Below are 23,336 nucleotides of genomic sequence, written 5' to 3' on the forward strand. Positions count from 1 at the left end.
TTCATACCGCCGGCGCCAGGCCATCGGCCAGCGTGCGCCGGTAGGCCAGCAGCGCCGGCACCAGCCCGGCCACTGCGCTCAACGCCACCACCGCCGCCGCCCAGGCCAGTTCGCGCAGATCCGGCCACACATGCGTGATCGAAAGCCCGTAATGGGCCAGCGCCCATTCGCGTCCTGCAAGGCTGACGGCCGCCAACACGCCCAGCGCCAGCACGACGGCCAGCGTGCTGCTGGCCACCGCTTCCAGCACCAGGAGTCCGGCCACCGCAGCCGGGCGCGCACCGCAGGCGCGCAGCACCGCCATCTCGCGACGGCGCTCCTGCAGCGTACTGACCAGCATCGCCACCAGCGACACCAGCCCCAGAAGCACCACCATCGCGCTGATCAGCCGCAGCGCCTGCTCGGCACCGCCCAGGCTCTGCCACAGCTGCTGCAGCGTCACCCCCGGAAGAATCGCCATCAATGCCTCATCGGGGTAGTCGTTGATGCGCCGCTGCACCGCAAATGTCGCCACCCGCGAGTGCAGGCCCAGCATGAACGCGGTGATGCTGGTCGGGGTCAGATCGCTGTGGCGTGCCGCCTCGGCACTGATCTGCTGGCTGCGCATCGGCACGCCCGAGCGCCAGTCCAGATGGATCGCTTCAATCGCCGGCAGTGACACCAGCACCGACGAATCCACTGGCGTGCCGGTACGCTGCAGCACGCCACTGACCCGGAACGGCTTGTCCGCATGCGTCGCCAGGGTCACTGCCGCGGTACCGTGGGCCAGCACCAACGTATCGCCCACCCCCACCCGCTGCGCGCGCGCTACATCGGCGCCCAGCACGGCGTCGTACAGATCACCGAAGACCCGGCCATCGGCAAGGTGCAGGGCGTGCCCGGCGCCGTAGCGGTAGTGGTCGAAGTAGCCGGCCGTGGTGCCGATCACCCGGTAGCCACGCCACGAATCGCCCAGCGACAGCGGCACCGCCCACTTCACCTGCGGCAGCGCCGCCAGTTCCTGGTAGGACTGCCAGGACACGTTGTTGGTCGCATCCCCCATGTGGAATACCGAATACAGCAGCAGGTTCACCGGCCCCGAGCGTGCGCCCACGATCAGGTCAGTGCCCGACACCGTGCTGGCAAAACCTTCATGCGCCTGCGTGCGTACCCGCTCCACGCCCAGCAGCAGGGTCACGCTCAGGGCAATGACCAGCATCGTCAGGCCCGCGCCCAGCGCACGACTGCGCAGGCTGGCCCAGGCCAGTTCAAGCATGGGCCACCCCCGCGTGGTTGATCACCTGCAGGTCCAGCACCAGGTCGAACAGCGCCGGCAGGCTGTCATCGTGGCTGACCACCACCGCCGTGGTTCCGGCCGCCTGGCATTGCGCGGTCATCAGCCGCAGGAAGGCGTTCGCTGCCTTGCGGTCCAGCGCCGAAGTGGGCTCATCGGCCAGCATCAGGGCGGGCCGGCCAATCAGCGCACGTGCCGCCGCCACGCGTTGCTGTTGGCCCACGCTGAGCGTTCCCGCGCGCCGCTGCATCACGGCCGGGTCCAGCTGCAGCGCCTGCAACAGCCGCGCGATCTCGTCGATCAGGCCGCCGTGCACGCGGGCGCTGCGTGCCTTCGAAAAGCGCACGCCCAGGGCAACGTTGTCGTGCACGCTCAGGAACGGCAACAGGTTGAACTGCTGGAATACCACGCCCAGCTGGTCGGCACGGAAACGATCACGCGCCGCACCGCCCAGCAAGTGCAGTGCATGGCCGGCCACCTGCACGCTGCCCTGCTGCACCCGTAGCACCCCGGCCAACAGGCCCAGCAGCGTGCTCTTGCCCGAGCCGCTGGCCCCGCGCAGCAACACGCTGCTGCCGGCGGCAATGTGCAGCTGGGGTATATCCAGCACCACGTGCGCGCCGTAACCGAAGCGCACCGCGTCCAGAGCGATGATGGCCGTGCCGGTCATGGCGCCAGCACCACCCGCAGATTGTCCGGCGTCACGATACTGCGCCCCTGCCCGGCGGCCGTGGCCGTGTTGACGATGACCTCGCGCAGACCCGGGAACACGGTGGGCAGGGTGACCACCACCACCCTCAGCGCCGCAGGGTTGGCGCAGCGGTAGGCCAGCGATGCAGTAAAGCCCGCATGGGCGTGCGTGGTGCTGCCGGTGTTGCTGGTCTGTGGCTGGAAGCCCTCGGCCTGGGCATCGGCGCGGATGCGCGTGCACTGCGCGGCGCTGGGCAGGGTCAACCAACGCCCCTCACGCAGCACCGTCAGGGCGCGTTGCAGCGCCGCGCGCTCGGCTTCATTCGTCGGCGGCCGTTCGTAATCCAGCACGCCCATGCCCGGCGCGGCCAGGGTCAGCTCCAGGGCGCCGTTGTCCACGGCCAGATCAACATTGGCCTGGCCGTGTACGTGCGCGCCCAGCTGCCGGTGGTCATGTGCGTGCGCCGCAGGCAGGGCGCTCAGCAGCAGCAATGCAAAGGTGTACTTCATGGGGGATCCTATTTGTTACTATGTAACATTATGGACCACATCACCACGCTTCCCGCAAGCCACGCCACCCAACCGCCAGCATCGGCACGCTGGCATGCCCGCTTCGATTTCGGTGCCGCCTGGCTGGCCATGGCCTGCGCCGCGCACTGCATCACCCTGCCGCTGCTGCTGGCCTTCGTGCCCGCAGCACTGATGGCGCTGCGCTCGTTCCAGCACCCGGCGCACGGCCTGATGACCGCCCTGCTGGTCATGTCGCGCTGGGAATGGGTGTTCGCGCTGCTGGCCTCTGTTTTAGCCGTGGCGAGTACCACGTTGGGGCGGCGCCGCCATCATCGGCGCCTGCCGCAGGGCTTGGCGTTGGCAGGCGCGTTGTTGCTGATGCCCTCGGCGCTGTATCTGCCGCTGAAGGAATCGCTGCTGTGGCATGGCCTGCTGACCGCATGCGGTGGCGTGCTGCTGGCCGGCGCGCATGTCGCAAACCGCAGCGCGTCGCGTCGCGTTCGCCCAACCGCCCACGCCCCCGCACGGCCGTAGAGTCGAGCTTGCTCGACTGCCGTTCACGCAATGCCGCACAGAGCAGTCGAGCAAGCTCGACTCTACCGGTCATGCGCACTGCCCTTATGGCTGCCATGAAAAATACGCGAAACGGCCCGCGCGCGCCGCGTGATAGCGTCCCCACTGCCATCACACAGCCCATCGCCATGCGCACATTCGCCCTGATTCTGCTTACCACACTGCCCTTCGCCGCCACCAGCGCCGAGCCCGCGCCGCTGCCGCAACTGAAGGCCTACACCGTCGACAGCGACTGGCTGCAGCCGATCGCGCCGCTGCAGATTGCCGACCACACCTGGCAGATCGGCACTGCCGAACTCACCGCGCTGCTGGTGCAGACGCCGGAAGGCGCGGTGCTGCTCGATGGCGGCATGCCCCAGATGGCCGATCATCTGCTGGCCAACATGAAACTGCGCGGCGTGGCACCGCATGATCTGCGGCTTATCCTGCTCAGCCATGCCCATGCCGACCACGCCGGTCCGGTGGCCGAACTGAAGCGCCGCACCGGCGCGCAGGTACTGGCCAACGCCGAAACCGCCGTATTGCTGGCGCGCGGCGGCAGCAACGACCTGCACTTCGGCGATGCCATCACCTTCCCGCCAGTGCAGGCCGACCGCATCGTGATGGATGGCGAAGTCGTCGAATTCGGCGGCATCCGCTTCACCGCGCATTTCGTGCCCGGGCACACCCCCGGCAGCACCGCCTGGACCTGGACCGACACCCGCAACGGCGCACCGCTGCGCATCGCCTATGTGGACAGCCTCAGCGCACCGGGCTACACGGTGAAGGACAACCCGCGCTACCCGCACCTCCCGCAGGATTTCCACCGCAGCTTCGCCACCGTGCGCAGCCTGCCCTGCGATCTGCTGCTGACCCCGCACCCCGGCGCCAGCGGCTGGAACTACCGCGCCGGCAATGAAGCAGCCGCGAAGGCGTTGACCTGCAGCGCGTATGCCGATGCTGCCAAGCGCAATCTGCGCAAGCGCTGATGCGGCTTCAACAACAGGGGCTGGCTACGGAACCGCGCGCAACGCGTCCGGCGCCAGCCCGGCAGCATCGCGTTCGCGCTGCAGATCGGTAAACGCCTTCAGCGCCGGCGGTACGTGCCGGTGCCCGGGGAAGTACAGGTACAGGCCCGGGAACGGCGGGCACCACGCGTCCAGCACCGGCACCAGCGCGCCGCTGTCCAGGTCGTCACGGATGTGCCATTCGGACAGGAATGCCAGGCCCACGCCGGCCAGCGCGGCCGCGCGCGCCGCCTGCAGTTCGGCCACCACCAGCCGCGCCGGCGGGTCCACCTGGAGCACCTGGCCGCGGTGCTCCAGCTCCCAGCGGTACAGCCCGCCATGCGACAGGCGCATGCGGATCGCCGCGTGCGTGGCCAGTGCGTCCGGGGTGTCCGGCGTGCCGTGCGCGGCCAGATAGCCCGGCGCGGCCACCACGCGCATGCGCTGCTGGCGGTACAGCGGCACCGCCACCATGTCCTGCGGCACCTGCTCGTGCAGGCGCACGCCCGCGTCGAAACCATCGGCCACGATATCCACCAAGCGCGCCTCGGCGGCCATTTCCAGCCGCACGCGCGGGTAGCGCTGCACGAACTCGGCCACCAGCCCAGCCAGCATGCGCGTGCTTTCCGGCGGCACGTTGATGCGCAAGGTGCCGGCGGGGTCACGCTCATCCTCGTGAAGCGCGTCGCCTGCGCCGCGGATCGCCTCCACCGCCGGCCCCACCTGCGCCACGTACCGCGCGCCAGCTTCGGTCAGCGCCACGCTGCGCGTGGTGCGATGGAACAGACGCGCCTGAAGCCGTGCTTCCAGGCTGGCCACCGCATGGCTGAGCGCCGAGGTGGACATACCCAGCTCGCGCGCCGCCGCGCGGAAGCTGCCACGCCGGGCCAAGGCCAGTACCGCCTCCAGTTCCACCAGTCCCGATCTATGCAAGGCCGCCGCCCTATAGTCCCGAAAACCGGGACTCCCCATCCACCATAAACCGGATTCCCAGTACGGTCGAGCGGGCACAGACTGGCCGCACCTTCCTTACGGAGCTCCCGGCATGCAACGCATCGAGCAGCACTACATCAACGGCGCCTTCGTCGCCTCGCACGGCCAGCAGCTGGCCGACCTGCCCAACCCCGCCACCGAAGCGGTGATCGGCCAGGTCCGGCTCGGCGATACGGTGGACGCCGAGCGAGCCATTGCCGCCGCCCACGCCGCACTGCCGGCGCACGCTGCGCGCAGCGTGGAAGAACGGCTGGCTCTGCTGGGTCGTTTCCGCGATGCCATGGCCGCCCGACGCGATGACCTGCATGCCGCCGTGCTGGCCGAGTACGGCGCCCCGTCGGCGCGCTCGCGCTGGATGGTGGAGCACCCGGTGCAGGTGATCGAAGACGCCATGAAGGTACTGGCCGACTTCCCGTTCCAGCGCAGTGTCGGCCAGGCCCAGGTGCATTACCTTCCGGTGGGCGTGGCCGGCATCATCACGCCCTGGAACAGCAACGCCGCCTTCATCTGCGCCAAGCTGGCCACCGCGCTGGCCGCCGGCTGCACGGCCGTGGTCAAGCCCAGCGAACTGTCGGCCCTGCAGACCCAGGTCGTGATGCAGGCGCTGCACGCCGCGCAGTTGCCGCCGGGCGTGGCCAACATCGTCAACGGCGCCGGGCACGATGTCGGCGCCGCGCTCAGTGCCTCGCCGCAGGTGGCCAAGATCTCCTTCACCGGCTCCACCGGCACCGGCCGCGCGATCCTGCGTGCGGCCGCAGACAGCTTCAAGCGGGTCACCCTGGAACTGGGCGGCAAGTCGCCCACGATCATCCTCGACGATGCCGACGCGGACAGCGCCGCTGCCCTGGCGGTGCAGGCCGGCTTCATCAACAGCGGCCAGGCCTGCGTGGCCGGCACCCGCATCCTGGTGCCGGAAGCGCGCCGTGCCGAATTCGAGGACGCGCTGGCGCGTGCGGTGCAGGCCGTGCGCAGCGATGACCCGCAGGATCCCGCCACCCAGGTCGGGCCGATGGTCAGCCAACGGCAATGGGAGCGCGTGCAGGGCTATATCCGCACCGGCTTGGGCGAAGGCGCGCGGCTGCTGGCCGGTGGCGAAGGCCGCCCCGAGGGCATGCAGCGTGGCTGGTTCGTACGCCCCACGCTGTTCACCGATGTGCGTAATGACATGACCGTGGCGCGCGAGGAGATCTTCGGGCCGGTGCTGTGCATCATCGGCTACCGCGACGAGGCCGATGCCGTAGCGATTGCCAACGACAGCCCCTATGGCCTGAGTGCCCTGGTGATCGGCGCCGACACCCCGCGCGCCACCGCCGTGGGCCGGCAGATCCAGTCCGGCCGCGTACTGGTGAACACCCTGCAGCACGAATCGCTGGCCCCGTTTGGCGGCATGAAGCACTCGGGCATTGGCCGCGAAAGCGGCCAGTGGGGCCTGGAAGCGTTCCTGGAACCGCAGACCGTAATGGCCGCGCAGTAATCCGACCGGCGGAGGGTAGGTGCCCACCTTGGTGGGCCGCTCGTGCCTGGTAGGTGCCGACCTTGGTCGGTACGCCTCTGCCTTGGTAGGTGCCGACCTTGGTCGGCACGCCTCTGCCCTGGTAGGTGCCGACCTTGGTCGGCACGCCTCTGCCCTGGTAGGTGCCGACCTTGGTCGGCACGCCTCTGGCCTGGTAGGTGCCGACCTTGGTCGGCACGCCTCTGCCCTGGTAGGTGCCGACCTTGGTCGGCACGCTCGTGCCCACCAAGGTGGGCACCTACCAAGAGCGGATTCCTCGTGCCCACCAAGGTGGGCACCTACCAAGAGCGGATTCCTCGTGCCCACCAAGGTGGGCACCTACCAAAGCGGATTCCTTGCGCCCACCAAGGTGGGCACCTACCCCATCGCCCGCGGTTACCGGCTCATCGAATACGGCGCCTGCGCGCCCTGCCCCGGCCAGTCCTTGTTCGGTTCGGCCTGCATGGTGAAGCGCAGCTCGCCACCGGCCAGAATCTCGTCGTGGCGCAGGAACGTGCGCTGCAGCGGCTTGCCGTTCAACATCACACCGCCCACATAGGTGTGCCTGTCATCCAGCCCGTCGGCCACGATGGTGAACGTCTTGCCGTTGGGCAGACGCATCGCAGTCTTCGGCAGGAACGGCCGGCCCAGGATGTACTCGCCCGAGCCCGGCGCCACCGGGTAGAAGCCCAGCGCGGTGAACACGTACCACGCCGACATCTGGCCCACGTCATCATTGCCGGCCAGGCCATCGGGGCGATCGGCGTACTGGGTGTCCATGATCTGCTTCAAGCGCGCCTGCGTGCGCCACGGCTGCCCGGCGTACGAATACAGGTAGGCCACATGGTGGCTGGGCTCGTTGCCATGCGCGTACCAGCCGATCAGCCCGGTGATGTCTTCCATGTGCTCGAAGATGGAAGGATCGACCTTGGCGTTGAACACCTCGTCCAACCGCGCCAGCAGCGTGTCGCTGCCACCGTGCGCGGCGGCCAGGCCGGCCACGTCCTGCGGCACGTACCACGAGTACTGCCAGGCATTGCCTTCGGTGTAGTCGGTGCCGTAACCGCTGGCACTGGGGTCGAACGGGGTGCGGAAGCTGCCATCGCGCTTGCGTGCGCGCATGAAGCCGGTGTCCTTGTCGAAGGCGTTGCGCCAGTTGCCGGCGCGCTTGTCGAAGGTCGCCGCCACTTCAGTCTTGCCCATCGCCTGGGCCATGCGCGCGATGGTCCAATCGTCGAACGCGTACTCCAGCGTCTTGCTGGCCGCTTCGCCTTCCTCGTCAATCGGCACGTAACCCAGCTCGCGGTACTGCGCGATGCCGTCATACGGGCCGTAGTTGGCGGTCTCCACCATCGCCTTCAACGCCTTGTCGGCATCGAAGCCACGAATGCCCTTCACGTAGGCATCGGCGATCACCGGCACGGCGTGGTAGCCGATCATGCACCAGTCTTCCAGCCCGTGGAACGACCACACCGGCAGCATGCCGTAGGGGCTGTGCTGGTGGTGGGCCAGCATGGAATTGATGAAATCGCTGTTGCGCTTTTCCGGCTGCACCAGGGTCAGCAACGGGTGCAGCGCCCGGTAGGTATCCCACAGCGAGAACGTGGAATAGTTGGTGTAGCCCTCGGCCTTGTGCACGGCATTGTCCGGGCCGCGGTACTGGCGATCGGCATCCATGAACAGCGTCGGCCCCAGCAGCGTGTGGTACAGCGCGGTGTAGGCGCTGCGCCGCGCATGCTCGGGCGCGTCGATATCCAGCACCGAAAGCGCCTGGGTCCATTCCTGCTTGGCCTGCGCACGCACGCGGTCGAAATCGAAGTCGGCCACTTCGGCATCCAGGTTGGCCATCGCACCGGCCTCGCTGACCGGCGAAATCGCCACCTTCACCACCAGCGGCGCATCCAGCTTGCCGAAGTCGAAGGTGCCGACCAGCTGCCGGCCTTCAATCTGTGCGCGCTGCTTCGGGTCCTGGTGGCCCGGCGGCGGGAAGCCCTTGTAGGCGATGTCCTGCTCGGTGTTGTGCAGTTCGTGGGCGGCCAACGGGCGCGAGAAGCGCATGGCGAAATACAGCTGGCGGCCCGGCGCCCAGCCACGGGTTTCGCGGAAGCCGGTGATGGTGCCATCGGCGCGCACGCGCACCCGCGACCACAGCACCTTGCCTGGGTAGTCGTACATGCTGGTGCGCATGTCCAGCAGCACCTTGGCGTCGGCGCCCTTGGGGAAGGCGTAGCGGTGCACGCCCACGCGCGCAGTGGTGGTCAGCTCGGCGCGCACCTTGTAATCGTCCAGAGTGACCGCGTAATAGCCCGGCTCGGCCTTTTCATCGTCGTGGCGGAAGCGCGACGCATAGCCACTGCGCGGCTTGTCCGGGTCGCCGCGCTCCAGGCCGGGCGTGCCGGTGAACGGCATCACCAGGATGTCGCCCAGGTCCGAATGGCCGGTGCCGGAAAAATGCGTGTGCGAGAAGCCGACGATGCTGCTGTCGTCGTAGCGGTAGCCCGCAGCCCAGCCATAGGCCTTCTCGCGCGGCTGGATGCGCGTATCCGGGCTGAGCTGGACCATGCCGAACGGCAGCGTGGCGCCCGGGTAGGTGTGGCCTTCTCCGCCGGTGCCGATGAACGGGTCCACCGAGGCATAGGCCTTGTCGGCAGCGGTTCGGGCCGGGGCCGCACTGGCCAGGCCGGAAGCGAACATCGCCGTGGCGGCGACAGCGGTCAGGAGACGACGGTCCAGCATGGGCATCGGCATTTGGATCGATTCAGGTGGTGGTCAGAGAGTAGCACCGCCCCACCCCGGTCGCATGTTGCGCTGCGGCTGAACCGTTCAATACGCGACAGAACCTGTCCCGATTCGACTGCAACTTTTTGTATGGATCGATCCCGCCCCTCCCCCAAGACTGCACAGGTGCCTTAACGGCGCAGCCGAGTGGCAGGCGGCACGCGCCGGGAATCTCTCCATAGCTACTTCTCTATCCCACCAGAGGGCTCGTCCATTTCACGCTGAATCCACAACGCCCATGGGCTTCATTCAGCAGCGAAATGAGTACGGCTTGCTTTCTGACCATCTCTCCGAAGGAGTACTGTCATGAAAACCGCTGTTCATCGCTCACTGGCCGTGGCTGTTGCGGCCGCCCTCACGATTGGCGTTCCCGTCGCGCAGGCTGGCACCGTTACCGGCCCGGGCGCCTCGCACACAGTCAACCCAGGCGACACCCGGGAGTTCTGGTTCGTCGAAGACGGCGCCCAGCTGAACATCGCTCCGGGTGGCGCCGTCGGAGGCATTCAGGTTGACGGCGCTGATGTGCTGGGCAACAGCGTCGATGTGCGTGGCGCCATTGGGATCCGGCTCTCAAATGCCAGTAGGGCCACCATCAGCGGCGGCCAGATCGTGATCCCGTCCAGCCTGGGCGACGCTGGCGGTGCGCAGTCCGGCAGCAAGATGAATTTGGACGCCATGACGGTTACCTCTGCCGGGCGTGGATTCAGTGTCAGCGGCGCCGGCAGCGAACTGACACTGCGCAACAGCAGCATCAGCGCCGGCGGTGAGGCACTGCAGGTGGGTAATGGTGGACTGCTTGTGCTGGACAATGTGAGCGCCTCCACGGACGGCAGCGCCAGCGGCGCCTTCGGAATCGGTCTGCGCATGTACGGAGGCACCGCGCGGGTATCCAATAGCAGGCTTTCAGGTGCAAGCGGCGGCGTCCGAATCGAAGATGCCGGCCAACTGGTCGTGGAGCGGTCGAGCATCGACAACGGCTTGATCATGCTGGGGTCGACCTCAGACCCCACTCAGCGAAGCCAGGCAACCCTGATCAGCTCCATCGTCACCGGCAGCACCGCGGCCAGTATCCAGTACGGTTCCGAACTCAACATCGCGGGCAGCACGCTCAGAGGCACGGGCACCAGTACTTCATCTGCCGGAGCGAGTTTGGCTAATGGCTCGCTCAAGGCGACCGCCGGCAGTCTGATTGAAGGCGCCGGCATGGGCATCCGCATCAGTGGCAGCACGCAGAACACCTTGGGCATAGACCAATCGAAGGTGGTGTCCGGATCTGGGCCGGCGCTGTCGGTGTCCTCGACTGCGAAACTGGATGCCCTCATTGCCAATGGCTCCAGCATTGAAGCAGGCAATGGCGTCGCGCTTGAGCTTGAGCGCGGTGCCAGCGCGAACGTCCGGGTCACCGGTTCCACCATCCGCGGCGACGTGGTAGCCCGGCCCACAAGCACCGCGCCAACGGAACTGAACGTCGATCTGGCGGATCGCTCGATGCTGGTGGGCGCCATCGTCAATGGCAGCGCGGTAAGCGTCAGCGACTCCGTCTGGCGGCTGACCGGGGACAGCTCGGTCCAGCAACTGTCCGCCGATACCGGATCGATCATCGAGCTCGGCAACGGCTCCACGTTCAATTCCCTCAATGTTTCCGGCAACTTCACCGGCGCTGACGGAACGATCGTGTTCAACACCGTGCTGGCCGGCGATGACGCGGCAACCGACAAGCTGGTCATCGGCGGCGACACCAGCGGCACCGCCAACGTGCGCGTGAACAACGTCGGTGGTGCCGGTGCGCAGACCAATGAGGGCATCGAGCTGATCTCGGTCGGCGGCGCGTCCAATGGCCAGTTCAACCTGGCCGGCCGTGCCGTGGGCGGGCAGTATGAGTACTTCCTGTTCAAGGGCACCGGCGCCGATGGCAACTGGTACCTGCGCTCGCAGCTGCCGACCCAGCCGGACCCGTGCGATGCCGACCCGACGCTGCCCGAGTGCAACCCGGTGCTGCCGGGCCCGGATCCGGACCCGGTGCTGCGCCCGGAACCCGGCGCCTACCTGGCCAACCTGCAGGCGGCGCAGAGCATGTTCCGGGTGGGCTACCACGACCGTCATGCCGGCCAGAACGCCGGCCGCGCCTGGGCGCGCGTGGATGGCTCGCGCAGCGGCTTCGATGCCATCAGCCGCCAGCTCGATATCCGTGGCAACAGCCAGGCGCTGACCGTCGGTGCCGATCTGTGGCGCGCCGACAATGGCAGCAGTGTGGGCGTGATGCTGTCCACCGGTAATGCCAGCAGCACCTCCACCAATGAGCTGACCGGCTACTACGCCCGCGGCAAGGTGAAGGGCGAGGCGCTGGGCGTGTACGGCACGTGGCGCGGCGGCAACGGCGGCGACCCGTATGCGGGCTTCTACGTGGATGGCTCGGTGCAGCGGGCGCAGTTCCGCAACCGCGTGGAAGGTATCGGCCTGGCCGATGAGCGCTACGACAGCCGCGCCTGGCAGGGTGCGGTGGAAGGCGGCTATGCCTTCCGCATGGGCGGCGCCAGCAACGGCGGCATTTACCTGGAACCGCAACTGCAGGTGGGTTACAGCCGCTGGGATGATTATCGCCATACCGAAACCAACGGCACGGTGGTCGGTGCCGAGAACGCCGATGGCCTGTTCGGTCGCGCCGGCGTGCGTCTGTCCGGCGTGACCCGCTGGGGCAATGGTGCGGTGGATGTGCAGCCGTATATCGCTGCCAACTGGCAGCATACCCGCAGCGAATCGCAGATCCGCATGGATGATGAAGTGGTGGACGCGCGCATCCCGCGTAACCGCGGCGAGTTCAGTGCCGGTGCGTCGTTGAAGTTTGCCAACGGCGTGGGTGCGTGGGGCGGGCTGTCGTTGCAGAAGGCCAGTGGCTTCCACCAGACGAGTGCGCAGGTGGGTGTGAGTTACAGCTGGTAAGCCGGGGTGCAGATGGAGCCGGGCGAGTCCCGGCTCCACAAGGTCTTACCCAACGTGCGGCCTCGTTCGACAACCTTCGGCCACGCCACGTGGCGCAATGTTCGACAACGTTGGGCCCGCCGCGTGGGCCCTGCCTCGGCAACCGTTGGCCCGTAGAGTCGAGCTTGCTCGATTGGCTTTTCGCGGGGAAACTGGCTCTTCTGTAGAGTCGAGCCATGCTCGGCTGGTTTTGAAGCAGTCGAGCATGGCTCGACTCTACAAAAGAGCAGTCGAGCAAGCTCGACTCTACAAGAGCGTGGTCTACGGCGTCGCTTCTGGCGTGGCAACGACCGCTCGGGGGGGATGGGGCCTGCTTCATCTTGCGCGCAATACTCAGCACAGGCCGGCCACGATGCGACTCCCTATGCCGCTTTCAGCCCGCTACGCCTCAAGCCCGCTTGACCGCCTGCACTTCATCCAAGCAACACCACGCAAACCCATGGCAATGCCCAACAGAACCTGCGCACGATGCCCCCGCAGCGGGTACACCGCTGCCGGGTGTGGAACCCCGAAATGAGTAGTTGGAGCTGCCTGCCATGACTACGGCGGGCGGTGCGCGGCGGCCGCATGGCCCTCGGCTTTTTCCAACTACTCAGCCGAAGTTCCAACCCCGCATCGCCCGCCACCTTACCGGTGGCCTGTCCTGCCAGGAGCCATCACATGTCACCACAACCGCCTGTCCTGACCCCGGAAGTGGAATCCCTGCTGTCCCGTATCGACCACGCCCTCAGTTCGGCCGAGGGCATGGCCTTGATGATCAGCGACAACGAACCGGCCGACCCCACCGCGCACACGCGGCCGGGCTACAACGTGCAGAAGATCAGCGTGGCGATGATGGCGCTCAGCCAGCATGGCCGCCGGCTGCTGAACGAGCTGCGCCAGCAGTACCTGAAGGTCACCCTGCATTGAACGGCCGGGCGACCGGGTTCGCCCTCAGCCGCCCACCGCCGCGATCCAGTGCGGCAGGTTGTAATAGTTGGTAATGCGCGCCACCTTGCCATCACGAATCTCGAAAAAGGCGCCGGCCGGCAGCACGTAGGCCTGGCCGGTGGCTTCGGGCAGGCCTTCGTCGGTGGCCAGGTACTGGCCGTTCACGGTGAACTCGGCCGCACCGCGGGTGCCGTCGGCATTGCCGAACACCACGATATCGGTCAGCTGCTCACGGTAGGAACGGGCCATCTTCTGGCAGAACGCACGGAACGCGTCCTTGCCCACTTCACGGCCACCCTGGTTGATGTCGTGCACCACATCGTCGGTCACCTGGGCTACGAAGGCCTCGATATCCCCGCTGTTGAAGGCGGCATAGTAAGCGTGGATGACGTCGGTGGCGCTCATGGGGATGTCCTAAGGGTGGGCGGGCTGCGGAGCATAGCCTATACTCACCCCCAGTATCCATGGGCTTGAGCGATCGTGCGCATCACCACGCTGCAGGGGGCCGCCGCCGCCCCGTATCTGGACGACCTGGCACGCCTGCGCATCGGCGTCTTCCGCGACTTCCCCTACCTGTACGAAGGCGACCTGGGCTACGAGCGCGACTACGTGGCCACCTACGCAGCCGCCCCCGGCAGCATCATCGTGCTGGCCCAGGACGGCGACACCGTGGTGGGCGCGTCCACTGCCCTGCCCCTGTGCGAAGAAACCGAAGAATTCCAGGCGCCCTTCCTCAACGGCCCATGGAAGCCGCAGCGCATCTTCTACTTCGGCGAATCGGTGTTGCTGCCGGCCTACCGCGGCCAGGGGCTGGGCGTGCGCTTCTTCGAGGCACGCGAAGCGCACGCGCGCCAGGCCGGTGGTTTCGACATCTGCTGCTTCAGCGCCGTGCAGCGCCCACTGGACCACCCGGCCCGCCCGCGTAACTACGTTTCGTTGGACGCGTTCTGGCACAAGCGCGGCTATGTGCACCACCCGGAACTGCACACCACCTTCCGTTGGCGCGACGTGGGCGAAGACCACGCGAGCGCCAAGCCGATGTCGTTCTGGCTGAAGGACCTGCGCGCATGATCCGTTTCGCCGCCAGCCAGTACGCCATTGAACTGATTGAACAGTGGGATGACTACGCCGCGCATCTGGATGCGCATGTGGCCGAAGCTGCTGCCACCGGCGCGCAGCTGGTGCTGCTGCCCGAGTACGCGGCCATGGCCCTGACCGGCCAGTTGCCCGCCGCGCAGCGCAGCGATCTGGCCGCCTCCATCGCCGGCATGCAGGCACTGCTGCCGCGCTGGCAGGCACTGTGCGAACAGATCGCGCGGCGCCACCAGATCTGGTTCTGCCCGGGCTCGGCACCGGTGCTGGACGACGACGGGTGCTACCGCAACCGCGCCTTCCTGTTCGGCCCGCACGGCCTGCTGGGCCACCAGGACAAACAGATCATGACCCGCTTCGAGCGTGAGGAATGGAACATCAGCGGCGGCCGCGATGGCCTGCGTGTGTTCGAAACGCCGCTGGGTACGCTGGCCATCTTGATCTGCTACGACACCGAATTCCCCATGCTGGCGCGGCGGTTGGCCGAAGCCGGCGTGGACCTGCTGCTGGCCCCCAGCTGCACCGACACCGAAGCCGGTTACCACCGCGTGCGTATTGGTTCGCAGGCACGGGCACTGGAAAACCAGATGCCGGTACTGGTGTCGGCCACCGCCGGCCTGGCGCCGTGGAGCCCCTCGGTAGACGTGAACTTCGGCCGCGCCGCGCTGTACGTGCCAGCGGATCGCGGCATGCCGGCCGACGGCGTGCTGTGCGAAAGCGAAGCGGTGTTCACCGGACAGAGCCGCTGGGTGATCGGGCAGATTGATGCAAAGGCCGTGGCCGCCGTGCGCCGCGAAGGCCAGGTCGCCCTGTACCGCGACTGGCCGGAGCAGTTCGACAGACACGTGCAACCGGCCCCGTAGAGTCGAGCTGGCTCGACTGCTCTTCCAGCCGAGCATGGCTCGGCTCTACAAAAGCAAATGCAGTCGAGCAAGCTCGACTCTACAGGCCCCCGTCGCTTACGCGCTCCAGTGCCTGTCGGTAGCGTCGGCTGCCAAACAGGCCGCGCTGCAGGTCAGCCCGCAGCGCCAGCACGTCATCGTCTTCCGGCTGCTGCGCGCACGCGCGCTCGACCCACAATACCGCGCGATCAAACTCACTATCGCTACGTGAGGCGTAATACTGCGCCAGCATCCAGGCCGCCCGTGTCCAATCGTGGTCTGCCCAGAAACCCAGCGTCTCCAGCAGATGCGGCAGGCGGCCTTCGGCAGGCACCTGCGTGCGCAGGTAATAGCCCACCCCGGCCACGCAGCTGCGCACGCGGCGCTGCATGCGCTCACCCCACTCCGCCTCCGTCGCCGCCAGTTCCAGGCAGCGCAGCTCGCAGTCATTGGACAGGTGCACCAGCGCGCCAACGTCGATGCCGGCAATGCCGCCCTCCTCCAGACCCCGGTCGTAGATCAGGCTGAGGTTGTAAAGTGCGCGCCCACTGTCCTGCGCGGCAGCACGGCTGTACCACTGAATGGCCAGCGCCGGGTCGTACGCCGGCGCATGCTCAAAATAGTGGTACCCCAGCGCTGCCTGCATCTCCGGGAAGCCCAGCTCCGCGCCTACCTGCGCCATATGCATCAGCGCGCCGTGCTGCTCGGCATCGTCGAAGGTGTAATACACGTCGTTGAACGGGCAGTCCGCGCCCGGCTCAGGCACAGCCATCAGCACGCCCGCCTGCCGGTACGCCGCCTCGGCCTGCGCTGTATCACGCAGAGCTCCGCACCAGCCGGTGTCCAGCAGCACGCCGTGCATCACCGCTGCCCACGCGGACGTGCGCCACTGCCGGGCCACCACCGGCGCCAGCCAGTCGCCCATGCCGGTCGCGGCGGCCGAGTGCAGCATGCGCATCAACTGATGATCGTCGAACCCACGCGGAACACTGGGGTCGGCTGCCGCAGCATAGTGCGCTGCCGCCACCTCTGTGTTGTCCACCCGCGCGGCGAGTTCGGCCAACTGCAGATGGATGCCGGTACGCTCCAGCGCCGACTGCGGCTGCGCCAACAGCGCCATGCCCCGGGCAAAGGCCTGCTGCACGGCGCCGCGATCGTCGGTGTCGATGCTGTCCACGTCAATGGCATCCAGCCAGGCGATCATCCGCAGCTGGTTGCGTTGCGATGCATCCAGACCCTCAGCCAATGGACCGTCGGCCAAGGCAAGGATCTCCACATGGCTGCCGCCCCATCGAGGTGTGCGCAGACGCGCATAGGTATCCAGCAGCGGCAGGCCATGCCCTGCGGCCTGAAGTCCCATCTGCAACCAGGCCAGTGCCACCTCGCCCGATGCGTCCTCTCCATCGTCGATAACCTCGCCGTCCGCATCAATCTCCGGCGGCCGAGGAATGGCGGCTGCCCACGCGCTGGGCATCTGCGCCGGCAAGGCAGGCAAGCGAGGCGCGTCGGCCATCCACGCATCCAGCAGCGCCTGAATGTCGTGCCATGGGCCAGCGCCGTCGGCCGGATGAAAACCATCGTGCATCCAGTCGCTCATCCACACCGGAACACCCAGCGCTGCCACGCTGCGCATCAACTGGTGCAGCAGCGGCCAGCACAGCGGCCCGCGATCGACCAGGGCAATTGCATGCACGAACAGTGCGGTCTGCGCGGCCTGCACAGTGGACCATGCGCCCTCGCCCACCGCAGACGACCAGCCCGAGCCGCGCGCATCCACCGCGATGCGGTCCCAGACCAGCGCAGCCAGCAACAACGGTTCATCGGCCTGCGGCGATTGCCGTTGCCACACCGTCAGCGCCTGCCAGAGAGCGTTGATGGGCTGCAAAGGCGGCGGTGCAAGCACGGCCAGGGCGCGCGCGCCACCTTCAGCATCCTGCCTGGCAAGCAGATCTGGCAACGCGGCTTGGACGTTTGCGAAGCGGTGGGCGAGCAGGTCGTCCCAGAGTGCGGGCGCGGCAAGGCGTCGCGGCGGTTTAGCGGAAAGCGGAGAGTTCATTGGAGTTCAAGCAGAGCGACAGCACGGGTGGATTATAGCGCCGCCAGTCAGCGCCCCACGCGGCGGTAGAGTCGAGCTTGCTCGACTGCTCTTCCAGCCGAGCATGGATCGGCTCTACAAAAGCAAAAGCAGTCGAGCAAGCTCGACTCTACGCAAAGGCGAGAGCAACGGCAGTCGAGCATGGCTCGACTCTACAAAAGTCACGTCGCCAGCGCTGCCTGCAGCGTGTACAGATCCGCACTTTCCACCGGCCGCACCACCCGCGCCACCTCCTGCCCATCGCGCAACAACACCACCGTCGGCCACAGCTTCACCGCAAAAGCGCGGCCCAGCGGCCGCCCCTTGCCATCCTCGATCTTCCAATGCGCCAGATCGTGCGCATCCACGAACGCCTGCAACGCCGCTTGCGCGGCCTGGCAATGGCCACACCACGGCGCGCCGAACTCCAACAACAGCCAGCCCGCCTGCGCCTGCACATCGGCAGGCGCAGGCTCGGCAGCAAGATGACTGCGCATGAACGGCATGGCTCAGGCCGCGATGGCGCGCTGGATGTCTTCCAGCGGCGCGTTGGTGAAGTTCTTGGCGATGTCATCCAGCAACCGCGCCTGGGTTTCCTTGTGCAGCAGCGGGCGAATGCGCCCCAGCGTGATCGGGTCGGCCACCAGGATCAGATGCGAGAAACGGTTGTTCAGCGCATCATCGTTCAACTGCTCGGCCACCTGCTTGGCGAAGGTCGCTTCATTCAACTGCGAAATCGACATGTCCTTGGGCACGGCACCGGACGGCCCCTGCCCGGACACGCCCTGTTCGCTGAGATCGGCCAGGCGCAGCTCACCTTCCTGCTTCAGGGTGATCTGGTGCTCGGTGCCCACGTTGGTGAACACACGTGCGGAACCACCATCGGTCACCACCACCAGGGTGCCTTCGGGAATGCGTCGGGTCATGCGATGTTCCTTCTGGTTGCGTTGCAGCTCCACCGTAGAAAAACGCATGTGAGCGGCACGACCACAGAGCGTTCAGTCGTTGTCAGCATGAACAGGCGCGATGGAACACAGCGTCTGTTTCGTCCCTATTGTCGGCACGCTCACGTTGTAACCGGTATCATGAACGGATGATCGACACGACCCACTGCGTAATGGGCATGCCCGTTACGTGGAAAGCACTGCCGACCGGCGCCTCGCCTGCCGCAACCGCATCCGCATCCGCCCCGAAATTCCACCGTCTGGCGCTGGATCCCGGCGGATGATGGTGCACACCTGAGACACCGCTTCTTCGCGTCTCGCGCTTAGTTGAGTAGTCGAGCAAGCTCGACTCTACCTCGTTGCACCCATGTTTCGCGCTTAGTCGAGCAAGCTCGACCCTACCCTTGCGCGCTTTCTTGGCCGTCTGGCCTCCCGCCCCGATGCCCCTGCGCCAGTTGCGCCTGCATCGCCGTTTCCGTTTTTCGGGACACACCACACCGTCTATTCCGCACTGCATTCACCCAACAAGGAGTCCCCATGCAGGACAACTCCGATGCCCATGCCCATTTCGGCTGGTTCAAACGCCGCCGCCATCTGAACGTCGACGAGATCACGGTTGTCGACAAGCCCATGCTCAAGCGCGCCGTGGGCGCCGCTGCACTGGGCAACGCGATGGAATGGTTCGATTTCGGTGTCTACGGCTATCTGGCCGTCACCATCGGCCAGGTCTTCTTCCCTTCCAGCAACCCCACCGCGCAGGTCATTGCAGCCTTTGCCACGTTCACCGTGGCGTTTCTGGTGCGCCCGCTGGGCGGCCTGGTGTTCGGTCCGCTGGGTGACCGCTATGGGCGGCAGAAGGTGTTGGCCTTCACCATGATCCTGATGGCGCTGGGCACCTTTGCCATCGGCCTGATTCCGTCCTACGAGCGCATTGGCATCTGGGCACCGGTGCTGTTGCTGCTGGCGCGCATCGTGCAGGGCTTCTCCACCGGTGGTGAGTACGGCGGCGCGGCCACCTTCATTGCCGAATATTCCACCGACCGCAACCGTGGCCTGATGGGCAGCTGGCTGGAGTTCGGCACGCTGGGCGGCTACATCGCCGGTGCCGGCACGGTCACCGCGCTGCACATGCTGTTGAGCAGCGAAGACATGCTGGATTGGGGTTGGCGCATTCCGTTCCTGATTGCCGGTCCGCTGGGCTTGCTGGGTCTGTACATGCGCATGAAGCTGGAGGAAACCCCGGCCTTCCGCGCCTTCGCCGAGGAAGCCGACAAGCGCGAGCACGAGCGTCCGGGCCTGGGCGCGCTGTTCCAGGTTCACGGCCGCCAGTTGCTGGTATGCATGGGCCTGGTGCTGGTCTTCAACGTGACCGACTACATGCTGCTGACCTACATGCCCAGCTACCTGAGCGTGACCATGGGCTACGCCGAGAGCAAGGGTCTGCTGTTGATCATCATCGTGATGCTGGTGATGATGCCGTTGAACGTGGTCGGCGGCTTGTTCAGTGACAAGCTGGGCCGCCGGCCGATGATCATCGGCGCGTGCATCGCGCTGCTGGTGCTGGCCGTGCCGTGCCTGCTGCTGGTCGGCAGCGGCAACGACTGGCTCATCTTCCTGGGGCTGATGCTGCTGGGCCTGGCGTTGGTGTGCTTCACCAGTTCGATGCCGTCCACCCTGCCGGCGCTGTTCTATACCCCGGTGCGCTACAGCGCGCTGTCGATTGCATTCAACGTGTCGGTGTCGCTGTTCGGTGGCACCACGCCGCTGGTCACCGCCTGGCTGGTGGAACGCACCGGCGACCCGCTGGTGCCGGCGTACTACCTGATGGGCGCAGCGGTGATCGGCCTGGTCACCATGCTGTTCGTGAAGGAAACCGCCGGCCTGCCGCTGCGCGGTTCACCGCCGGCCGTGGGAAGCGACCGCGAAGCCGCCGCGCTGTTGAAGAGCGACATCCCGGTGACGGTTGACCCGACCCTGCCGCCGCTGCCGGAACCGGCCGAGCCGGAACAAGCGCGTCCGGCCTGACCGCCCCGCTCTGGTAGGTGCCAACCTTGGTTGGCACCTGCGTCCGGCGCCTACCTCCATCAGAACCCGTGGACCACCCCACGCCAACCAAGGTTGGCGACTACCAGGGGAATCGAGGTAGAGTCGAGCTTGCTCGACTGCACGTGCACCGCCAGTCGAGCAAGCTCGACTCTACAAAAGCGGGTTGGCCCCGCCCATTCCGTCAATCGGTGCGGGCCAGCTTCCCTGCGGTCCAGGCATAGCTCCACGTGCACGCACAGTCGAGGTAGAGTCGAGCTTGCTCGACTGCACGTGCACCGCCAGTCGAGCAAGCTCGACTCTACAAAAGCGGGTTGGCCCCGCCCATTCCGTCAATCGGTGCGGGCCAGCTTCGCTGCGGTCCACACGTAGGTCCAGGTGTGCCGCCCATCGGGCGGGCACGCCGTGCGGCCCTTGCCGGCGCCACACAGCCGGGTGGGCCGTGCACTGCTGAACGCCACCACGATCCGCCCCGCGTCGAACGTCACGCTTTCCACTTCGCCGGGCACGTGGACGCTGGCAGCGTCGGCATACCCCGATGCACGGATCAGCGCATAGGTCTCATCGTCGTACACGCTCTTGCCGGGCGCCGGCGCCTGCGCGCGCGGGTCGTTGTCGGCCAGCGCGGTCATCACCACCAGCTCGTTCAACTGCTGCGCCGCACCGGTCTGTGCGGCCGTGTACACATAGACGATTTCCGGGCGGCCATCGCCATCCAGATCGGCATTGCCGGCCCACAGCGGGCGGTAATCGTAGGTGCTGTCGGTGGCCGGGTGCAGCCGCAGCGAGGCCTCGGCGGTGCGCCGTGCCTTGTCATAGCTGATGCCCTCGGCTGGCGCGGCTGCCCCTTCTCCCGCCGCAGTCTGTGCGGCCGCCGTGGCCGCCAGCAGCATCAACACCACGGCGCACGCGGCCTGCAGCGGCCCCTGCATGCGTTCTTTCATTGCAACTCCCTTGGCAATGCGATCCAAGCGCCGATGATCGCACACGATCCACCCCGCATTTGACCCAGATCACGGCCCGCACGCGCCGTTGCTGCCACCCTGAAGTCCCCACACCGCATCACGGTCTTATGCCTTCTCCCACTCCCGCCGTCCCCGTGGCGGTTGCAACCCCCGGTTCCAGCTTCGCCCTACAGGTCATCAGCCTGGATGGCCTGCACTGGGACGGCGATGTGCGCGAAGCCAGCGTGCCCGGCGCTGCCGGCCGCCTCGGCTTCCTGCCCGGCCACACCCCATTGATGGCACCGCTGTCCGCCGGTCTGGTGCGGCTGTTTCCCGCCGACAACACCGCCATGGTGGAAATCCACGTGAGCGGCGGCTACGTGGAAGTGCAGCCGGACCGGGTGATCGTGCTGGCCGACCTGGCCGCACGCAGCGATTCACTGGACGAGGCCCTGGCCGAAGAAGCCCGTGCCGCCGCGCACTCGCCGATGGCCGCTGCCTTCACCGATGTGGACTACGCGCAGCTGCATGCCGAGCTGGCCGCGCAGCTGGCCCAGGCCGCACGCCTGTCACGCCCGCGCTGATCGCCCGTGCCATCATGGCGCGGCAGGTGCCGTGCCCTCCCCTCACCCGGTAAGGAAGCAACGATGCTCGAGCGCATCAAGGCCGCACTGCAGTACTTCAACCAGGCCGTTCCGTTCCGCCTGGTACCCGCCCTCATCACCACGGCGGTGCTGGTCACCCTGTTGCTGCTGCCCTGCCCGCAGGGCCTGACCGCCGATGGCTGGCGGCTGGTCGCAATCTTCCTGACCACCATCGTGGCGATCATCCTGAAGGTGATGCCGATCGGGGTGATGGCGATGATGGCCATCGTCATCGTTTCGCTTTCGCAGGTCACCTCCAACAGCTCCAAGGGCGCCATCACCGATGCGCTGAGCAGCTTCGCCAGCCCGCTGATCTGGTTGATCGTGGTGGCCATCCTGATTTCCCGCGGGCTGAAGAAAACCGGGCTGGGCAACCGCATCGGCCTGATGTTCATTGCGCTGCTGGGCAAGCGCACGGTGGGCATCGGCTATGGGCTGGCGGTGTGCGAATTGCTGCTGGCACCGTTCACGCCCAGCAATACCGCGCGCGGCGGCGGCATCGTGCACCCGGTCATGCGCTCGATTGCCACCGCCTTCGATTCCGATCCGGCCAAGGGCACCCAGGGCAAGGTCGGCACCTACCTGGCACTGGTGAACTACCACGCCAACCCGATCACCTCGGCCATGTTCCTCACCGCCACCGCGCCCAACCCGCTGGTGGTGGATTTCGTGGCCAAGGCCAGCGGCCAGCAGCTGCAGCTGAGCTGGACCACCTGGGCGCTGTGCATGCTGCTGCCCGGCCTGCTCTGCCTGCTGCTGATGCCGCTGGTGGTGTATCTGCTCAGCCCGCCGCAGTTGAAGCACACCCCCGACGCGGTCACCTTTGCGCGCAGCGAACTGGCCGCGATGGGCCCGCTGGCCGCCAAAGAGAAGGTCATGCTGGGCACCTTCGGCCTGCTGTTGCTGCTGTGGGCCAACGTGCCGGCAATGATCTTCGGCCCGGCGTGGACGCTGGACCCGACCGTGGTCGCCTTCGTCGGCCTGTTCGTGCTCATCATCACCGGCACCATCAACTGGGACGATGTGCTTTCCGAAAAGAGCGCCTGGGACACCCTGATCTGGTTCGGCGCGCTGGTGATGCTGGCCGAGCAATTGAACAAGCTGGGCGTGATCGACTGGTTCTCGCAGGGCATGAAGGGCGCCATCGCCAGCAGCGGCATGGGCTGGCAGGCCATCGCCGCGGTGCTGGTGCTGGCCTTCGTGTTCTCGCACTACCTGTTTGCCAGCACCACCGCCCATATCAGCGCCATGCTGCTGGCCTTCCTGGGCGTGGGCGTACAGCTGATTCCCGGCGAGTACATGGTGCCGTTCCTGCTGATGATGACGGCCGGCTCGGCCATCATGATGACCCTGACCCACTACGCCACCGGCACCTCGCCGATCATCTTCGGCAGTGGCTACGTCACCCTGGGCACCTGGTGGCGGGTGGGCTTTGTGATGTGCGTGCTGGAACTGCTGGTGTTCGCCCTGGTCGGCAGCGCGTGGTGGAAGCTGCTGGGCATGTGGTGAA

At 66.9% G+C, this 23,336-nt stretch carries 20 protein-coding genes; 10 read left to right on the forward strand and 10 right to left on the reverse strand.

Features of this window, described 5'->3' with window-relative positions; all coding sequences use genetic code 11:
• Nucleotide 1: 1 nt before the first annotated feature.
• Genes C1932_RS10565 through C1932_RS10575 form a run of 3 tightly spaced genes read right to left on the reverse strand, consistent with a single transcriptional unit; the run spans nucleotide 2 to nucleotide 2,473 of the window.
• Entirely contained in the window at nucleotides 2-1,255 is a 1,254-nt protein-coding gene (locus C1932_RS10565; RefSeq protein WP_108762117.1) for an ABC transporter permease, read from the reverse strand.
• Nucleotides 1,248-1,943: an ATP-binding cassette domain-containing protein gene (locus C1932_RS10570; protein ID WP_108762118.1), complete on the reverse strand. Its 696-nt coding sequence runs from the start codon at nucleotides 1,941-1,943 to the stop codon at nucleotides 1,248-1,250. The genes C1932_RS10565 and C1932_RS10570 overlap by 8 nt, the downstream gene beginning before the upstream one ends.
• The gene (locus C1932_RS10575) at nucleotides 1,940-2,473 is read right to left on the reverse strand and encodes a DUF2796 domain-containing protein (protein WP_108762119.1); all 534 of its coding nucleotides are present in this window, start codon (nucleotides 2,471-2,473) and stop codon (nucleotides 1,940-1,942) included. The genes C1932_RS10570 and C1932_RS10575 overlap by 4 nt, the downstream gene beginning before the upstream one ends.
• Nucleotides 2,474-2,503: 30 nt before the next feature.
• Between C1932_RS10575 and C1932_RS10580 the strand changes: the two genes are divergently transcribed.
• Together C1932_RS10580 and bla are read left to right on the forward strand one after the other, a co-directional pair.
• Nucleotides 2,504-3,007, forward strand: a complete 504-nt coding sequence (locus C1932_RS10580; protein ID WP_108762120.1) for a MerC family mercury resistance protein — start codon at nucleotides 2,504-2,506, stop codon at nucleotides 3,005-3,007.
• A 167-nt stretch (nucleotides 3,008-3,174) separates the two neighbouring features.
• Nucleotides 3,175-4,014 carry a subclass B3 metallo-beta-lactamase gene (bla, locus tag C1932_RS10585; RefSeq protein WP_108762121.1) on the forward strand — a complete coding sequence of 280 codons (840 nt, stop codon included), beginning with the start codon at nucleotides 3,175-3,177 and terminating at the stop codon, nucleotides 4,012-4,014.
• A gap of 24 nt (nucleotides 4,015-4,038) precedes the next feature.
• On the opposite strand, the gene C1932_RS10590 is transcribed toward bla, so the two are convergent.
• Nucleotides 4,039-4,965, reverse strand: coding sequence for a LysR family transcriptional regulator (locus C1932_RS10590; protein ID WP_108762122.1), 927 nt, complete (start codon nucleotides 4,963-4,965; stop codon nucleotides 4,039-4,041).
• 112 nt (nucleotides 4,966-5,077) lie between these two features.
• Here C1932_RS10590 and C1932_RS10595 point away from each other — a divergent pair, with 112 nt between their 5' ends.
• Nucleotides 5,078-6,499 carry an aldehyde dehydrogenase family protein gene (locus C1932_RS10595; protein ID WP_108762123.1) on the forward strand — a complete coding sequence of 474 codons (1,422 nt, stop codon included), beginning with the start codon at nucleotides 5,078-5,080 and terminating at the stop codon, nucleotides 6,497-6,499.
• Nucleotides 6,500-6,913: 414 nt separating this feature from the next.
• On the opposite strand, the gene C1932_RS10600 is transcribed toward C1932_RS10595, so the two are convergent.
• Nucleotides 6,914-9,265, reverse strand: coding sequence for a GH92 family glycosyl hydrolase (locus C1932_RS10600; RefSeq protein WP_108762124.1), 2,352 nt, complete (start codon nucleotides 9,263-9,265; stop codon nucleotides 6,914-6,916).
• A gap of 336 nt (nucleotides 9,266-9,601) precedes the next feature.
• Here C1932_RS10600 and C1932_RS10605 point away from each other — a divergent pair, with 336 nt between their 5' ends.
• Nucleotides 9,602-12,235, forward strand: a complete 2,634-nt coding sequence (locus tag C1932_RS10605) for an autotransporter outer membrane beta-barrel domain-containing protein (protein WP_108762125.1) — start codon at nucleotides 9,602-9,604, stop codon at nucleotides 12,233-12,235.
• A gap of 699 nt (nucleotides 12,236-12,934) precedes the next feature.
• Nucleotides 12,935-13,183, forward strand: a complete 249-nt coding sequence (locus C1932_RS10610) for a hypothetical protein (RefSeq protein ID WP_108753237.1) — start codon at nucleotides 12,935-12,937, stop codon at nucleotides 13,181-13,183.
• Nucleotides 13,184-13,207: 24 nt separating this feature from the next.
• Here the strand turns inward: C1932_RS10610 and C1932_RS10615 are convergent, their stop codons facing one another.
• A complete protein-coding gene (locus tag C1932_RS10615) occupies nucleotides 13,208-13,609 on the reverse strand; it encodes a ketosteroid isomerase-related protein (protein WP_108749756.1) in 402 nt (133 codons plus the stop codon).
• A gap of 75 nt (nucleotides 13,610-13,684) precedes the next feature.
• Here C1932_RS10615 and C1932_RS10620 point away from each other — a divergent pair, with 75 nt between their 5' ends.
• A complete protein-coding gene (locus C1932_RS10620; RefSeq protein WP_108762126.1) occupies nucleotides 13,685-14,275 on the forward strand; it encodes a GNAT family N-acetyltransferase in 591 nt (196 codons plus the stop codon).
• Nucleotides 14,272-15,159: a carbon-nitrogen hydrolase family protein gene (locus C1932_RS10625; RefSeq protein WP_108762127.1), complete on the forward strand. Its 888-nt coding sequence runs from the start codon at nucleotides 14,272-14,274 to the stop codon at nucleotides 15,157-15,159. Before C1932_RS10620 ends, C1932_RS10625 begins: the two co-directional genes overlap by 4 nt.
• A gap of 79 nt (nucleotides 15,160-15,238) precedes the next feature.
• Here the strand turns inward: C1932_RS10625 and C1932_RS10630 are convergent, their stop codons facing one another.
• From C1932_RS10630 to C1932_RS10640, 3 genes are all read right to left on the reverse strand, one after another.
• On the reverse strand, nucleotides 15,239-17,233 hold the full coding sequence (locus C1932_RS10630; RefSeq protein ID WP_108762128.1) for a DUF4034 domain-containing protein: 1,995 nt from the start codon (nucleotides 17,231-17,233) through the stop codon (nucleotides 15,239-15,241).
• A 200-nt stretch (nucleotides 17,234-17,433) separates the two neighbouring features.
• Nucleotides 17,434-17,757, reverse strand: coding sequence for a thioredoxin family protein (locus C1932_RS10635; RefSeq protein WP_108762129.1), 324 nt, complete (start codon nucleotides 17,755-17,757; stop codon nucleotides 17,434-17,436).
• 3 nt (nucleotides 17,758-17,760) lie between these two features.
• The gene (locus C1932_RS10640) at nucleotides 17,761-18,177 is read right to left on the reverse strand and encodes a host attachment family protein (protein ID WP_108763422.1); all 417 of its coding nucleotides are present in this window, start codon (nucleotides 18,175-18,177) and stop codon (nucleotides 17,761-17,763) included.
• 555 nt (nucleotides 18,178-18,732) lie between these two features.
• Here C1932_RS10640 and proP point away from each other — a divergent pair.
• Nucleotides 18,733-20,220: a glycine betaine/L-proline transporter ProP gene (gene proP, locus C1932_RS10645; RefSeq protein ID WP_108762130.1), complete on the forward strand. Its 1,488-nt coding sequence runs from the start codon at nucleotides 18,733-18,735 to the stop codon at nucleotides 20,218-20,220.
• A gap of 350 nt (nucleotides 20,221-20,570) precedes the next feature.
• Here the strand turns inward: proP and C1932_RS10650 are convergent, their stop codons facing one another.
• A complete protein-coding gene (locus C1932_RS10650; protein WP_108762131.1) occupies nucleotides 20,571-21,182 on the reverse strand; it encodes a hypothetical protein in 612 nt (203 codons plus the stop codon).
• A 155-nt stretch (nucleotides 21,183-21,337) separates the two neighbouring features.
• Between C1932_RS10650 and atpC the strand changes: the two genes are divergently transcribed.
• Complete coding sequence (gene atpC, locus C1932_RS10655; protein WP_234412091.1) at nucleotides 21,338-21,766, forward strand: ATP synthase F1 subunit epsilon; 429 nt, start codon at nucleotides 21,338-21,340, stop codon at nucleotides 21,764-21,766.
• 63 nt (nucleotides 21,767-21,829) lie between these two features.
• On the forward strand, nucleotides 21,830-23,335 hold the full coding sequence (locus tag C1932_RS10660) for a DASS family sodium-coupled anion symporter (protein ID WP_108762133.1): 1,506 nt from the start codon (nucleotides 21,830-21,832) through the stop codon (nucleotides 23,333-23,335).
• The last annotated feature ends 1 nt before the right edge of the window (nucleotide 23,336 follow it).

The organism is Stenotrophomonas sp. YAU14D1_LEIMI4_1, assembly GCF_003086815.1.
GTDB lineage: Bacteria > Pseudomonadota > Gammaproteobacteria > Xanthomonadales > Xanthomonadaceae > Stenotrophomonas.